At 50.6% G+C, this 14196-nt stretch carries 14 protein-coding genes, 1 tRNA gene and 1 pseudogene; 14 read left to right on the top strand and 2 right to left on the bottom strand.

What is annotated here, in order from left to right:
• The first annotated feature begins 179 nt into the window (after positions 1-179).
• Positions 180-1301 (top strand): WD40 repeat domain-containing protein, encoded by a 1122-nt coding sequence (locus O3276_RS04325; RefSeq protein ID WP_269674529.1) that lies wholly within the window; start codon positions 180-182, stop codon positions 1299-1301.
• Positions 1302-1385: 84 nt separating this feature from the next.
• Positions 1386-1478, top strand: a tRNA-Ser gene (locus O3276_RS04320).
• A 31-nt stretch (positions 1479-1509) separates the two neighbouring features.
• Here O3276_RS04320 and O3276_RS04315 read toward each other — a convergent pair.
• A complete protein-coding gene (locus O3276_RS04315) occupies positions 1510-3417 on the bottom strand; it encodes a hypothetical protein (RefSeq protein WP_269674528.1) in 1908 nt (635 codons plus the stop codon).
• Positions 3418-3621: 204 nt separating this feature from the next.
• Here O3276_RS04315 and O3276_RS04310 point away from each other — a divergent pair, with 204 nt between their 5' ends.
• Complete coding sequence (locus O3276_RS04310) at positions 3622-4863, top strand: saccharopine dehydrogenase family protein (RefSeq protein ID WP_269674527.1); 1242 nt, start codon at positions 3622-3624, stop codon at positions 4861-4863.
• A 327-nt stretch (positions 4864-5190) separates the two neighbouring features.
• Here the strand turns inward: O3276_RS04310 and O3276_RS04305 are convergent, their stop codons facing one another.
• Positions 5191-5655 (bottom strand): AraC family transcriptional regulator ligand-binding domain-containing protein, encoded by a 465-nt coding sequence (locus tag O3276_RS04305; protein ID WP_269674526.1) that lies wholly within the window; start codon positions 5653-5655, stop codon positions 5191-5193.
• A gap of 351 nt (positions 5656-6006) precedes the next feature.
• Here O3276_RS04305 and O3276_RS04300 point away from each other — a divergent pair, with 351 nt between their 5' ends.
• The 11 genes and pseudogenes from O3276_RS04300 to O3276_RS04250 all read left to right on the top strand — a co-directional run bounded on the left by O3276_RS04300 (position 6007) and on the right by O3276_RS04250 (position 14182).
• Positions 6007-7047, top strand: coding sequence for a TonB-dependent receptor plug domain-containing protein (locus O3276_RS04300; RefSeq protein ID WP_269674525.1), 1041 nt, complete (start codon positions 6007-6009; stop codon positions 7045-7047).
• Positions 7025-7291, top strand: a complete 267-nt coding sequence (locus tag O3276_RS04295) for a hypothetical protein (RefSeq protein ID WP_269674524.1) — start codon at positions 7025-7027, stop codon at positions 7289-7291. Before O3276_RS04300 ends, O3276_RS04295 begins: the two co-directional genes overlap by 23 nt.
• Positions 7292-7333: 42 nt before the next feature.
• Positions 7334-8656 carry a TonB-dependent receptor domain-containing protein gene (locus O3276_RS04290; RefSeq protein ID WP_269675933.1) on the top strand — a complete coding sequence of 441 codons (1323 nt, stop codon included), beginning with the start codon at positions 7334-7336 and terminating at the stop codon, positions 8654-8656.
• 94 nt (positions 8657-8750) lie between these two features.
• Entirely contained in the window at positions 8751-9746 is a 996-nt protein-coding gene (locus tag O3276_RS04285) for a phytase (protein ID WP_269674523.1), read from the top strand.
• Positions 9682-10371: a phytase gene (locus O3276_RS04280; RefSeq protein ID WP_269674522.1), complete on the top strand. Its 690-nt coding sequence runs from the start codon at positions 9682-9684 to the stop codon at positions 10369-10371. Before O3276_RS04285 ends, O3276_RS04280 begins: the two co-directional genes overlap by 65 nt.
• A gap of 3 nt (positions 10372-10374) precedes the next feature.
• Complete coding sequence (locus O3276_RS04275; RefSeq protein ID WP_269674521.1) at positions 10375-11157, top strand: DUF3450 domain-containing protein; 783 nt, start codon at positions 10375-10377, stop codon at positions 11155-11157.
• A gap of 17 nt (positions 11158-11174) precedes the next feature.
• A pseudogene (locus O3276_RS04270) lies at positions 11175-11621 on the top strand (MotA/TolQ/ExbB proton channel family protein).
• The gene (locus O3276_RS04265) at positions 11618-12031 is read left to right on the top strand and encodes an ExbD/TolR family protein (RefSeq protein ID WP_101747106.1); all 414 of its coding nucleotides are present in this window, start codon (positions 11618-11620) and stop codon (positions 12029-12031) included. Before O3276_RS04270 ends, O3276_RS04265 begins: the two are co-directional and overlap by 4 nt.
• The gene (locus O3276_RS04260; protein ID WP_269674520.1) at positions 12006-12695 is read left to right on the top strand and encodes an energy transducer TonB; all 690 of its coding nucleotides are present in this window, start codon (positions 12006-12008) and stop codon (positions 12693-12695) included. The genes O3276_RS04265 and O3276_RS04260 overlap by 26 nt, the downstream gene beginning before the upstream one ends.
• A gap of 10 nt (positions 12696-12705) precedes the next feature.
• Positions 12706-13695, top strand: coding sequence for a tetratricopeptide repeat protein (locus O3276_RS04255; RefSeq protein ID WP_269674519.1), 990 nt, complete (start codon positions 12706-12708; stop codon positions 13693-13695).
• A 130-nt stretch (positions 13696-13825) separates the two neighbouring features.
• The gene (locus O3276_RS04250; protein ID WP_269674518.1) at positions 13826-14182 is read left to right on the top strand and encodes a twin-arginine translocation signal domain-containing protein; all 357 of its coding nucleotides are present in this window, start codon (positions 13826-13828) and stop codon (positions 14180-14182) included.
• The last annotated feature ends 14 nt before the right edge of the window (positions 14183-14196 follow it).

Below are 14196 nucleotides of genomic sequence, written 5' to 3'. Positions count from 1 at the left end.
ATTCTGTTCAAATATGCTTCGGGGCCAGGACCGATTGTATACTGACGTGCGAGGGCAGAACAGCGACCTTTTGGAGCTGTAATGATCAGAACAAGTGTCTGGAGGAAATAAAGACCATTGATTGTAACAGCAAGATTTTAAGCGTCCAGTTCAGCGATGATGAGCGACATGCCCTGATCTTGACCGAGGGTAATGAGGAAGTCTTTGTGGGATGCGATGCTGATGGCAATTGGTTGCAGATTGGGGAAATCAGTCATCCTGAAGGTAGGTTAAATCACCTCAACGAGCATGAGGGAAGCGTAGATTACGCGTCCATTAATGCCTCCGGCCAACACACGCTGACTGTTGATAAAGATCGTAACGCCTTGATTTCCGGCTACAATGATGACGGTGCCTGGGTAGTACAAACTGAAATGCATAATTGTGCCTATGCTCGATTCAGTCCCTCCGGGCGTATGTTACGGGCAAGTCTTTATAAACCAGAGGGCAGCGGCAGCGAAACCATCTACAGACCGACCAATGTCATCTATAAAGTCCTCGACTGCCGCAGGCCGGGTAAAGCTCAAACCCTTGAGCACCCGGGCAGTAGCGACATCATCTTCAGCCCCTCAGAGAAACTGCTTTTGAGCTATGGCTTCGGTTCGAAATTTGCCTGCATTTGGGGTGATGATGGGGCAGGTAATCTTGTTGAGAAAGCAAGGGCAGGTAATTATCAGATGGGGATTTCCCATGCTGCCTTCAACGCTCAGGAGGACAGTGTACTGACCCTTGATCTTAAAGGGAACCTCAAAATTCAGGGCCTGGACAGTCAGGGAAATCTGCATAAACAACTGGTGGTTAAACATTCAGATCATATTCTTGATGCTCAGTTTTCCCATTCAGGGAACCTTGCCTATAGCACTAGTTTGGGCACCGCCAGTATTCTCGGGCGTGAAACGAATGGTGAGTGGATTGAGCTGGCGCAGACGAACCCGACCTTTGGTGTCTACGGGATCGAAGGAGTGCGTTTTAATGGTCCGGAAAATCATTTTCTGACCTACGGCAACAAACTAGACGATAAGGACCAACACCAGCCAGGCCTTGTGCAACTTTGGGGTATTGATGCTGACGGCCAATGGGTAGAAAAAGACAAGATAGTACTGGATCATCCCGTTGGAATGGTCAAGTTTAGCCCCGACGGTGATCATTTATTTATCTACTGCTTCAATGAACAAAAAGATCCTGACGCTGATTCAAATTTCAGTACTGTTTTAGTCTGTAAGATTCCTGCAACTTCGGGGCAGGAAGCAGCACATACCTGAGGCTTTGGAAGATGGCTAAAAAATTCCCTGGTTAAAAAAAGACTTGCTTTTCAAGGTGCTCAGGGTAACATAGCCATCGTTCCCGGTGAGGTGGCCGAGAGGCTGAAGGCGCTCCCCTGCTAAGGGAGTATACGGTTTGTAGCCGTATCGAGGGTTCGAATCCCTCCCTCACCGCCATACTTCCTTCCTTTGTTTTCAAAAACTTTTTTTACTCCTTATCACCTTGAATGTATTTTAAGGCAGTTTGGATGTATTCAGTCAGGAAGGCTCTGTCACGCTTTGGTGGTAAAGAATCACTACTCATTGCGTTCCTTTCAGACTGTAATATTTCATTAGCTATTTCAAGAACGCTGCTACAAGAAGTGCTTTCCTGCAATGTTGGTTCACCTTTCGTTCGTCTATATCTATTAATGGAATTCAGCAATTCAAAGTATTCAGATTCTATTTTGTCTTCTTCGCTTTGCTCATACCAGTCGTTGACTAGCTTGGCCATCTCCGGGCTGACATCCTCAAATGGATTGTCTGGCTCATTTGGCTGTTCCATTAAAAGTCCTAATCGCAATATATGCATCGTGGCTTCGGTTATGTTGCCGTCAATGGCATCTGCGGCAATGATTAATGCCTGTGCGGTGGTAATCCAGGGTAAATCCAGTTTTTGTATACCCAATAGATTTTCGGTCCCGTGGATTAATGACACAATCTCGTCAGAATCCCTCTGAAACTCAGGAGCTTGCCAATTAAAATCAACCTCATTGCCACTGTCATCAGATGCTTTGCTTTCCGGTGACGGGGTGTGTGTTTCTTTACTGGTATTTTTGGTCTGGGTATCAGGGCAATCCGTGCTTTGTTGCAAGGTATTGGAATCTTGTGGTGCTGATTTGTTCGCGGGAGCAATCAGGGATGATGAGCCTGGTTGATCAGCTGAAGGTGACGAAACCGGAACCGAAGCCGGAACCGAAGCCGGAACCGAAACAGGATAACTGTTTGCCGAGTGCTCAGGCCTTGTTGACTGCCCTGGAGGTAAAGGTTTGGCGGCACGATTTTGTACATGTGGTGTTGGGAGGTTTTGCGTCATATAGCTTTTGTAGGCTGCGGTCTGAGCCATTTGCTGCTGGTAATAATCACTACTGGCGGCTGAGTAAGCAAGCTGGGTATTCGCAAAACGTTGCAGTTCGTTTGAGTACATCCAATGGTTCATTTGGTTCGCAGTAAATGGGTTTTGGTAATTGGCACCATTTGAGTTTGTGGTTGAATTGCTGTTGTAAGCCATGGTGTCGAGATAAGGTTTTGTGGGAGTAAATGCACCAAATTTTGCCTGATGACTCAAGTCCTGATTTTGCAGACGCTTTCTTGGGGATGAAAGGAGAGGGCTTGGTATAAAGTTTTCTGGTTGTGCGATTGTGGGTGTGAGGGGCTGCTGTCCGTAGCCTATGATACTGGCATTTGCGCCTGCTCTGAATCCAGGATACGAAGGATGAAAGGCTTGATTGCCTTGCGAAAAGTGCCAGAAGGCTGACTCTTTCGTGTCTGAAAACCGCATGCCCGGACAAATAGAATGACTGGCATAAATGTGCGCAGGCTGGTAATTCGTAAAGGATGAGCCAGCCTTTCCCATTAGATTTTGTGGTGGAACGGTTGGTTTGTCACAAATCTCACTCAGGAGGTCAGTAATTTCGTTTTGTGTTTGTAGATCTGTTGTGGGTTCTGCCGACACCTGGTTATATTGAACCTTGTCCAGATGGCTGTCAGGGCGAGTAATGTGATGGGCTGGTATGGGCTGGCAGGACTGGCTGGCTGAGGTCAGGAAGGTGTTACTGTATTGGTTGGTTGGCGGGTAGTTCAGGGGCTGCTGATTAAAATATGGCTGGTGTGCATAGTCAGCTCTAACTCTACCGGGCTGTAACGGGTTGCTTGGAGGTTGTTCTGAATGACAGCAATGCAGATCGGGCTTCAGGCCTTCTGTTCGAATGGTTCTGGTGATTTTAATCCGTTCATGTTGAACGGCTCCGTTGGGATCTGGGCCATTGGTAGCAGATTGACCATGGGCTGTTTGCTTAGGTGCGGAGCTTGTCGGGTAATAAATACTGCTTGGCTGGTGAGGAAAACCTGGATTCATAAAGTTAACCAACTTTTTTAATTTGATTTACATAGTCATAAAGAGACCCATTCATGGCTCATAAGTTCAAAAGGATAATCTGCCCGGCGTTATTGAGTGGATGCTCCTTGACTATATCTCTTTTATCTTTTCCATTTTCATACTCAATTCTGTAGGCTGTATGTCTCTTATAAAAACGACAAAGTAAAGAGATCTCCTGAATTTATGAATAATCAATTTGATGTAATTGTATTCGGAGCGACCAGCTTCGTTGGACAACTACTTTGCCAGTACCTGGTTGACAGGTTTAACGACAATGACCAGGAGCGTCTTAACTGGGCGATAGCAGGGCGCTCTCAAGCCAAACTGGCTCAGTTAAAGCAGAAATTGCAACAGCCTGAACTACCTGTGCTGCTGGCTGACGCTGCTGATGAGACTTCATTGAAAGCATTGTGCCAGCAAGCCCGGGTCATTGTTTCGACAGTGGGACCTTACGCACTTTACGGTGAATCACTGGTCAAGGCTTGTGCGGAAGGTGGTACTGATTATTGCGACCTGACCGGAGAGGTGCAATGGATCCGACAGATGCTGGACCGGTATGAGGAAACGGCACGCAACAGCGGTGCACGCATTGTTCATTGCAGTGGCTTTGACTCAATACCTTCTGATATGGGCGTGTACTTTACCCAGAAAAAAGCCAGGGAAGTTTTGGGTTCATTCTGTTCAGATATCAGCATGCGGGTGAAAGCCGCCAGGGGTGGGATATCCGGTGGCACGCTGGCCAGTATGACTAACCTTACTCGTGAGGCAGCAAATAACCCGGCATTACGTCGGCAGTTGGCCAACCCTTATCTGCTCTGCCCTGACAATGAAAGCTTGAAGGCCAGACAGGAAGTTGTTAAAACACCGACGTATGATTCCGGCTTTGGGGCGTGGCTGGCACCCTTCATTATGGCTGGCATTAATTCCCGGGTGGTCCTTCGTTCCAATGCATTGGCTGAATTTCCTTATGGCAGGGATTTCAGGTACAGCGAAGCCATGCTGATGGGGGCTGGTTTCAAAGGTCGTTTACAGTCTTCCGCTCTGGTAGGCGGGCTGGGCCTGTTTATGCTGTCCATGGTGATTAAGCCAACCCGCTGGTTTATGGAGCGATTCGTGTTGCCAAAACCGGGCGAGGGCCCTTCTCCCGAAGCCCAGAAAACCGGGTTTTATGATATTCGCTTTCTGGGCAAAACAGCAGATGGCCAGGAAATTCGCACCCGTGTTGTTGGCCAGGGCGATCCGGGGTATGGCTCTACCGCCAGAATGCTGGGACAGGTGGCGGCAGGATTGGCCCTGGACTTGCACGATAACCAGCAGAAGAGCGTTAAAGCGGGCGGTTTCTGGACAACATCCACCTTGTTTGGTGACCGGCTTATTGAGCGTCTGGAAAAAGATGCAGAGGTCAAGTTTGAAGTAGTTGGTTAGAATCAGGAGGTTTTTAGCAACGTTGGGGTGATGCCTGTCCATCGGATGAAGGCTCTGCGGAAGTTACTGGTGTCACTGAAATTTAACCGTTCAGCTACCTGGGCATTAAAGGTTATGTGTTCGCCAAGATGAACATGGTACTGCTCGATATATTCAGGTGGTGCTTGACTGATGGTGTATTTCCAGACCGGGTTGTTACCTGACAGCCAGCGGCTTAGCCCGGATATTTCATAAACGTGCTCCCGCTCTCGCTTGTCCTTTGCCGCTCTAAGGGAGTTTTGTTCGGTCGACCGTACTCCCCGGTACCGCGCTCCCTCACAAAATCCCTTAGAGCGACAAAGTCCTGTGCGAGATTCGGGGCAGTTTATGAAATATCCGGGTTCGCTGGCTGATGGCTGCCATCATGGTGTCCAGTACAAACCGTTCGTTTTCCTGAATACCACAGGTGTCAAAGAAACGAATGTGGCAAAACTGGTCATCCATGTCCATGTGCATGGCCAATAATGGTGAGGTGGTCAGGTAATTGCTACAGAACATCTTCAGCGCTTGATAGAGGTTGCCTGAGCAGAGCAGGGCTTCGGTCAAGTTGCCGCAGTTTCCGGGAAACAGCCGGTGTCCAAATAGAAAACTGACATCATCACCTTTGAGCAGCTTTCTGGTATTGCTGATAAGCTGAAGAAACTGCTCAGGACTGATTATCACATTGCCCGTAATAATATCCTCGTAAAATAGCCCGGTATGCCGCAGTAACCGATGCTTTTCAACCCCCCGACTGCTTGCCAGGTCGATCAATACTGCCGGTTGCCAGTGCGCTTTTATAAATCGACTGTCGTTTTCCAGCCACTGCTTCTATTGTTGTATATCCATAATATTCCCGGACAGCCTCTTGGTTAACTACTTATTACAAAGGACATTTATTAATCATTTGTGACGGATTGATGCAAATTTGATTGCCGAGGCTTGATATGGATAACCAGTCATATCAGCTCAAAAAGGGCATCAAGCCGGTATCGGAATAGCCTTTATCGAGGGTGTGAAAGACCTTTGTAACAAAACTGTCAATTGATAGTCCTAGAGTAAGACTGCATAAGACTTACAAAAAACAAATGGAATTTACTGGGGCGATTCATGAAATCATGTTCAATGAATAACAATCTGTTCAGGCCTGCTGTGCTGGCTCTGGCTATCAGTTCTTCGATATACCCAATGGTTGCTCAAGCGGCTGGCAAGGTTGCAGGGCGGTTAGTGACTGAAGGGCGTCAGGTGGCATTGCAGGGAGCTTCAGTCCGTCTGGAAGAATTAAACCTGGAGACATCAACCAATCGTGAAGGAACGTTTTCGTTCCCTGCCGTCAACGCGGGTCAGTACACCTTAACGGTTCAATACCTGGGCGCAGAAACCCTGGCTCGGACAGTGACTGTCAATGATGGTCAGACGTCAACTGAGATCTTTAAGCTGGTCATGGCCGGTGCAACCGAGGAAGTACTGGTTGTAGGTCATGCCGCTAACCTGAACCGGGCCCTGAACCAGCAGAGAGTTGCCGATGGGATTATCAGTGCCGTTAATGCCGATGCTATCGGACAGCTTCCCGATGCCAACGTGGCAGAAGCCTTGCGTCGGGTGTCCGGTGTCTCGGTTGAAATGGATCAGGGTGAAGGGCGTAAGGTCAGTATTCGAGGATTGTCACCGGACCTTAACTCGGTTTCTATCAATGGGATGATGGTACCCTCACCTGACAGCGGTGACCGTGCCGTTAATCTCGATGTTGTGTCGTCGGAGTTGCTTGAGTCTCTTCAGGTCATCAAAACCCTGACTCCGGATATGGACGCTGACGCCATTGGTGGCACTGTGAATATCAAAAGCCTGTCAGCTTTTGACCGGGATGGCTTTTTTTACAAAGTCAGTGGCGATGGATCCCACCATGGGGATACCGGGCAGAATAGCCCGGGCCTGGCGGCCACCGTCAGTGATATTTTCAGCGTGGGAGAGGGTCAGGATAATTTTGGCGTGGCAGGAGCTTTCAGCTGGAATAAGCGTCAATTCGGTTCTGAAAATATAGAGACCGGTGGTGCATGGAATTTTGATAACACGCCACCGTTACTCGATGAAGTTGAACTGAGGAACTACGACATTGAACGTGAACGGCTGGGAGCCACGCTGAATGTTGATTACCGGCAACGATAATGACCTCTACCTGAGAACCCTGTACAGCGAGTTTAAAGACACTGAACTGAGGGACCGGGTAACAATGGCATTTGCTGGTGGTCTGGCAGAAGGGGTTACCGGCGCTCTTGATGGTGGTGAAGCGCAACGGGAGCTGAAAGACCGGGAAGAGATCCAGCAGATTGTCTCTGCTGTGGTCGGGGGCAGTTCCCGTCACCGGGAGTGGACCATGGAATACAGTGCCAGCTTCAGCCATGCCGAATAGAAAAAGCCAGACAGTGTTGAGTCTGTTTTTGAAGGAACAGGCATTACCGGCAACTTCAGCTACACCGATGGAAGTCAACCGGTTGTCAGCGGACCCGATGACTTTTACCAGGCATCCAGTTACACACTTACGGAAGCTGAAAAATCCACTGCCGAGACCGATGACCAGATTATCAGCGTGAAGCTGGATCTTTCCAAAGACTTCGACTGGCAGAATCGCCCGACTGTGGTGAAGTTTGGTGGCAAGGTCAGTCGTCGTGACAAAAAAGCTTCGGAAGATGTCTGGCTGGTGGAAAATATTAATCAGCCGATGACCGGTTTCGTCAATGGTGGTGTGGATTATTCATTGAGTAACTTTGGTCCGTCGGTTAATCCCGATGCTGTTCGGGATGCCATCAGTGGTCTTCCTGCAACACTGGATGATGAAAAATCCACCATCGGAGACTACCGGATTACGGAAGACATTGATGCCGCGTATATCATGGGGAAAGTGGCTATTGACCGGTGGCGTTTCCTGACCGGCATCCGCTATGAAGGAACAGAGTTTACCTCCCGTGGTTTTGGCTATGACAAAGACAATAGTCTGGCCATAGCCAAAACCAGCGATAAAAGCTATCGACATTGGCTGCCTGCCTTCCACGCCCGTTATCGTATAAACGACCATCAGCTGATAAGAGCAGCCTGGACCAACTCGGTAGTCCGGCCAACCTTTGAACAGGCCAGGCCAGGGTATGTGGTGGAGCTGGGAGATAAAGCTGAGTTTGGTAACCCGGCACTCAATCCCACGGAGTCCAGTAATCTGGATCTCGGCATAGAGACTTACCTGGGACGGGCCGGAGTATTTTCAGCGTTTGTGTTCTATAAGAATCTCAGAAATTTCATCTATACCACGGATCTGGGCGGGACGGGTGAATACGCGGCCTATTCCGAGGCCAGGGTCGCGGTCAACGGTGATTCGGGTAAGGTGTATGGACTTGAGCTGGCATACTCTAAACAGTTTTCCGAATTGCCTCCGCCCTGGAATGGATTGCTGCTGAATACCAACGCCACGTTTACTGATTCCAGTGCCGACGTCACAGGCGTCGATGGTGGCAACCTGGTTACCCGCAATGTGAAATTGCCTGGTCAGTCAGATACTACGGCCAATGTTGAGCTGGGTTATGACATGGACCGCTTCAGTTTGCGTCTGGCAGCCAATTACAAGTCCCACTACCTGGATGAAATAACCCGGGTGGCTGATGAACGCTATGACCTTTATGTGGATGACCATACCCAGATTGATTTAACCAGCCGTTACCAGGTAGACGATCAGGTACAGGTTTTTTTCCAGGTGACTAACCTGAATGACGCCGCCTTTTATAAATAGACCGGCAGCTCCGCCTATAACGCCCAGTATGAAGCGTATGGTCGCACCTACAAACTGGGTCTGACCCTGAGCAATTTTTGATAGTGGTATAACAATGAAAAAAAACTTTATCGTTATCAACGGTGTTATCAGAGCCGTTGGTGGGGCTGTCATGATCAGCCTGCTTGCTGGTTGTGCGGCTTGGACCGGGTCGGATGATGTCATTCTTGCCAGAGCCATGAGTAATACGTCAAACCTGTCGGGGGAAACCATTATCCCCTTAAAGGTTGGCGACAAGGGGCCTGAAATGTGGCTGGCGACCAGCGAGCGACAGGGAACGCTGTTGCTGGATCGTCAGGGCGTCCCTCTGGATGACCTCCCGGGTGAGACGGAGCATCTTGCTGTCCGGCATGGCGTAAAACTGGCAGGAGTCTCAACATCTCTTGCCGCCACGGTAGACACGGCGGCCAATCGACCAATGATAGTGTCGGTGGATGGCCAGCTAGCCCGCCTGAAAAGGGAAGCGTTACTGCCCGCTCCAGACTTTGAAATAGAAGATATCTGTCTGTTTCGGGATCGACAGCAATTAATCCATCTGTTTCTGGTGGATGGCGCGGGGCGTGGCGAGCAGTGGCTGGTGCTGGATAGTGCCAGCCAGACAGTGATGCCGCGAAAAATCAGGGAGTTCAGTCTGCCACCTGGCAGCTCATCCTGCGCGGTGGATGATGCCAATTCCCGATTATTTGTGCTGGAAGAAGAGCGCGGCATATGGATTTATCCAGCGGATCCAGAGGCCGGGGCAACCAGGAAGCCGCTATCACTGTCGCATACTATGATCACGGGGCTTGCTGGCATCCCGAATGGATTGCTGGCCATAGATCAGGAACAAAAAACAGTTTACCGCTTTTTGTTGGATGCTGATGCCAATGTGGTGGAAAACTCCCGCCGCTCCCTGTCTGGTATTGCAACACCGGAGCAGCTGTCGGTTTATCAACCCGCAAGCGATCCACAAACTGCGTCGGTTTTTTATCTTGGTTTATACGACGATGAAACGGATCAGTATTCACCCGGACAGTGGCGAAGTGTCCGAGGCCGGTCTTGTAGCAACTGACTTATCTGAAATCTATGGACTTTGCATGTATCAGCCAGAGCCCGGTGCGATGCATGTTTTTGTCAATGATAAGGACGGTCGTTATCAGCAATACGAACTCTATCAGCAGGGACAGAAAATTAATGGACGGAAGGTTCGCAGCTTCCGCGTCGCCTCTCAACCGGAAGGCTGTGTGGCGTTTGACCGACAGAGGGTGTTGTTTGTTGGTGAGGAGAGTGAGGGGGTCTGGACTATCGGGGCTGATGCCTCGGCAGGAACAGTTCTCTCTCCGGTGGTTAAGACAGGAAGTCTGCTGCAAGACGACGTGGAGGGCATTGCCGTCTATGAGCAACCGGGAAACGCCTATCTGATTGTCTCCAGTCAGGGAAACGACAGTTATCTGGTCCTCGATGCCAACGCACCCTATCAGGTCAGAGGAGCATTCCGCGTTGGGATTAACGCCCGGGCAGGCATTGATGGTGCTTCAGAGACCGATGGACTGGACGTCACCAGTGCCGGGCTGGGTACGCATTTTTCCCGGGGGATGCTGGTGGTTCAGGATGGCCGTAACCGAATGCCAGAGGCGACACAGAACTTCAAATATATCCCGTGGCAGTCCATTCAAACCGCATTAAACCTGGAGTAAGCCGTGAGAGACCTTCTTGCAGAAAAGCGCAGAAAAAGGAATTCCGCTGTTGCTGGCATCAGCTGGGTACAGCCAACCCGTTACCTGCCCGTCATGCTGTTGGCCCTGGGCGTCTGGGGCAACACGCTGGCCAGTTCATCAGTGAATGATCTGACCGCATTGGGGCAGCAACGGATTGCAGCCAATCAACAGGCACAGAAAACCATTGAGGCTATCGATGATGAGACGGACAGAATGGAAACCCGGTGGTTGCAACAGATGAAACAGCTGGAGGGACTTAAGGTTTATAACCGGATTCTGTTGAATCAGCTGGATGAACAACAGCGGGAAATTGCCGAAATCAATGCGTCGATTGAACGGGCCGTGGATATTGAGCGACAGGTCATCCCCCTGATTGATCGTATGATCACAGGTTTGGAGCAGTTTATCCGACTGGATGTCCCTTTTCTGCCGTTAGAAAGGCGACAGCGACTGGATAACCTGAAATCCATGTTGAATGACCCGGATGTCGCTACCGCTGACAAACTGGCGAATGTCTTTGCAGCCTACCAGGAAGAGAATAAATACGGCAGGACCATCGAGGCCTATCGGGGGGAAATGGTGGTGGATAATCAAACACTCCCGGTGGAGTTTCTGAGAATCGGGCGAGTTGCGCTGCTTTATCAGACGCCCGCTAAGGACCGGATGGGAGCCTGGAATCCCGGGCTGCGCCAATGGGTTTCCCTGAACCCTTCTGAATACCGTCGACAGATGCACAAGGGGTTACAGATTGCCCGCAAACTCTGAAAAAATATCACCGTGCCATGGTACAGCAGGTGCTTGCTGGCTGGCATGAGCACACAGGGGGTTTGCCGAAAAGCGAGCAGCTGCTTCGCAATCGCCTGACCCGGTGCACCATGGGCCGGGTTGACAGAAATGTCCCATTGATAAAAACGATTATTGCCGTTTGCCCCCTGCTGGGTTTGCTGGGGACAGTGACCGGTATGGTGGCAGTGTTTGACGTCATGTGAGTAGCAGGTACCGGCAATGCAAGAGCGATGGCTGCCGGTGTTTCCAGGGCCACCATTCCCACCATGGCCGGTATGGTGGTGGCGCTATCGGGGCTGCTGGCGATGCTCTGGTTAAAGCAGCGTTGCAATAATGAGCGGGACTACCTTAACCGGCAGCTGAGTCTGTCGCGGAACCAGGGCTCTGAACCAGCGATGGGCACAGGCTTGAGTGTGACTGAGCAAGGGAGAGAAACGAGATGAGAAAGTTTGCCTGGCAGCAGGAGGAGGATCAGGAACTGAATATCGACATGACCCCCATGCTGGATGTTGTGTTTATCCTGCTGATATTTTTTATAGTGACAGCCAGTTTTATCAAGGAAACCGGTATCGAGGTGAATCGCCCCCAGGCCTCAACCGGGAAGCAACAGGAAAGTGCCGCCATACTGGTGGCACTTGGGGCAGACGACACTTTCTGGATTGATGGGCGTCAGGTCCAGAGCCATAGCATCCGGGCCAATATCGAGCGATTGCACAGTGAGAATCCCCAGGGCACCCTGGTGATTCAAGCCGACAGAATGTCCCGTAATGAGGCATTGATTACGGTTATGGATGCGGCACGTGCTGCCGGGGTGGAGAACCTGGCCATTGCTACGCGGGAGGCCGGTTCCTGATGTTTCACCAGCAGGTTACCCTGCCAGGCAATGGGTTGCTGAATCCATCGCCCCGTTTTTTGCCCGGATTCTGGCAGCTCTTATTGCTTCATTTATTGCCCTGTTAATGTTCCTGGGGATGAAGGCACTGATCTCCCCTTCGGAAAGTCATCTTAATCGACCGTCGGCCAGGGATATGCTGGATTTTGTGCGCGTTAAAACCGTTGAAAAAACAGTGGCAAAAAAACAGCAGGCAGCACCACCCGAAGCGCCGGTCATCCCTCCATCACCACCCATGCCTGCCTTTACCAGTGAGTTGCCAGCGCTTGAGCACATACCCCTGCCGTCACCCACAGTAGCGCCCGGTATCGCCATGAATGATCTTGGGTTTAACCTGGGTGCTATGGAAGAAGCGGACTACCTGCCCATTGTTAAAGTGGCACCGGTCTACCCCGAACGTGCCCTGAACCGTGGTATCGAAGGGCAGTGTACCGTTGAATATACCGTGAACCGGGATGGCTCGGTGCGTGATGTCGTCGTGATTGAGTCTCTGTGTGACAGCTGGTTGTTTCACAGGCCTTCTGTTCAGGCTGCCATTCGTTTTCGCTATCAACCCAGAATGGTTGATGGTCAGGCGGTGGAGGTCTTTGGCCTTCGTAATCAGTTTACCTACCGGATACAGTGATGACCGTGAAATGGAATTTACCACCGCACGTAAAACACACAACAGGCAGATATTCCTGAAGTCTTTGCTGATCAGCACCCATCGGACACTGGCACAACTCTGGTTTATGGCAGCCGGATATCGTAAGGCACTGTCGTATGCTGAGCAAATCCGGTCTGCCGATGCTGCAGCGGATAGCCGTCATGTAGATAACAGTCTTCAGGTCCTGATGGCTCACTGTCATTATCAGTTGTCTGATTATCGCAGCTCTACTGCCTTGATTTCATCAGTTATTGAGCAAGCCGATCAACCCGAAGAAAGCTGGCTGCAACTATTAAGAGCCAGCTATCAGGCTCAGAATGATTATGAAAAAACCGCCCGGGTGCTTGAGACTATGGTGGAACTTTTTGGCAAACCGGACTATTTCCTGGCACTGTCGGCAATCTACGGCCAGCTTGGGCAACAGGCCAGGCAGATCAGTCTGCTGGAAAGTCTTCATGAAAAACGACAGTTGACCAGTGCTTCTCATCTGAAAGCCCTGGGCATTCTCTATGTTCAGCAGGGTATGCCAGCAAAAGCTGCTGCGGTGCTGGGTTACGGCATCGACAGCAACCATCTTGAAGCGTCCGCAGAGAATCTGCGTCTTCTGGCACAGGCCTGGCTCCGGGCCCGGAACAATGACAGCGCCATCAAGGTTCTGGTCAGGGCATCGTCGCTCCATAACGATAAAAAAGTCGATCTTTTGCTGGCCAGGACCTTTCTGACCATGCGTGATTGGGAGAGTGCGGCAACCGGTTTACAACGGGTGCTTGATAACCAGGGCAACAAAGACTCCGAAGTATGGCTACTGCTGGGCATGGCAAGGTTCCACCAGGGGGACTATGCCAGCGCTGAGTCGGCCTTTATCAATGCCCGTGACCGGGGAAAGGCATGGGTGCATAAGTCAGCCCGGCAATGGCTGAACCATGTGCAGGCTGAGCAGAAAAAGTCGATGACTGCAACGCCAGGGCTGGCAATGTAATTGACCACTTAACCGGATATTGAGCTGATTTAACCGGATTGCGCAATAAAACTGTAACAGCGATCACTTAATCTCTGTTTGCCAATAACGTTTTAATAACAATGCGTTTACCTGACGATGAGGGATAATCATGGAAGCCGGATCTTCAAAGTTACAGAACCATCGTGATTTTCATGAACAGCTGGAGTCGCTGGATGATCAGCCAGATAACTTCTCTGGCAACAGCACCCTGGATGACGTGGTAGAAAAAAGTCGGCGGAACTTTATGAAAGGCGGCCTGGGTCTGGCCATGGCAGGCTTTCTGGCTGGCTGTATGGGCACGACCGGGCAGAGTCATAATGGTCTGGGTGGCAGTGCTGCTGGAAACCTGCGGCGGGCGGACATTGGATTCAAGCCCATTCCCATTGAGCAGGACCCCATGTTTGATGCCATCAATGTGCCTGAAGGCTATACGGCCAGCGTCTTTTTTCATGGGGTGACCCGGTAGAGAAAGGTGCCAGA

The organism is Endozoicomonas sp. GU-1 (assembly GCF_027366395.1).
Lineage (GTDB): Bacteria > Pseudomonadota > Gammaproteobacteria > Pseudomonadales > Endozoicomonadaceae > Endozoicomonas.
The sequence above is the reverse complement of the archived record's forward strand: the minus strand, read 5'-3'. Positions and strand labels throughout refer to the sequence as shown.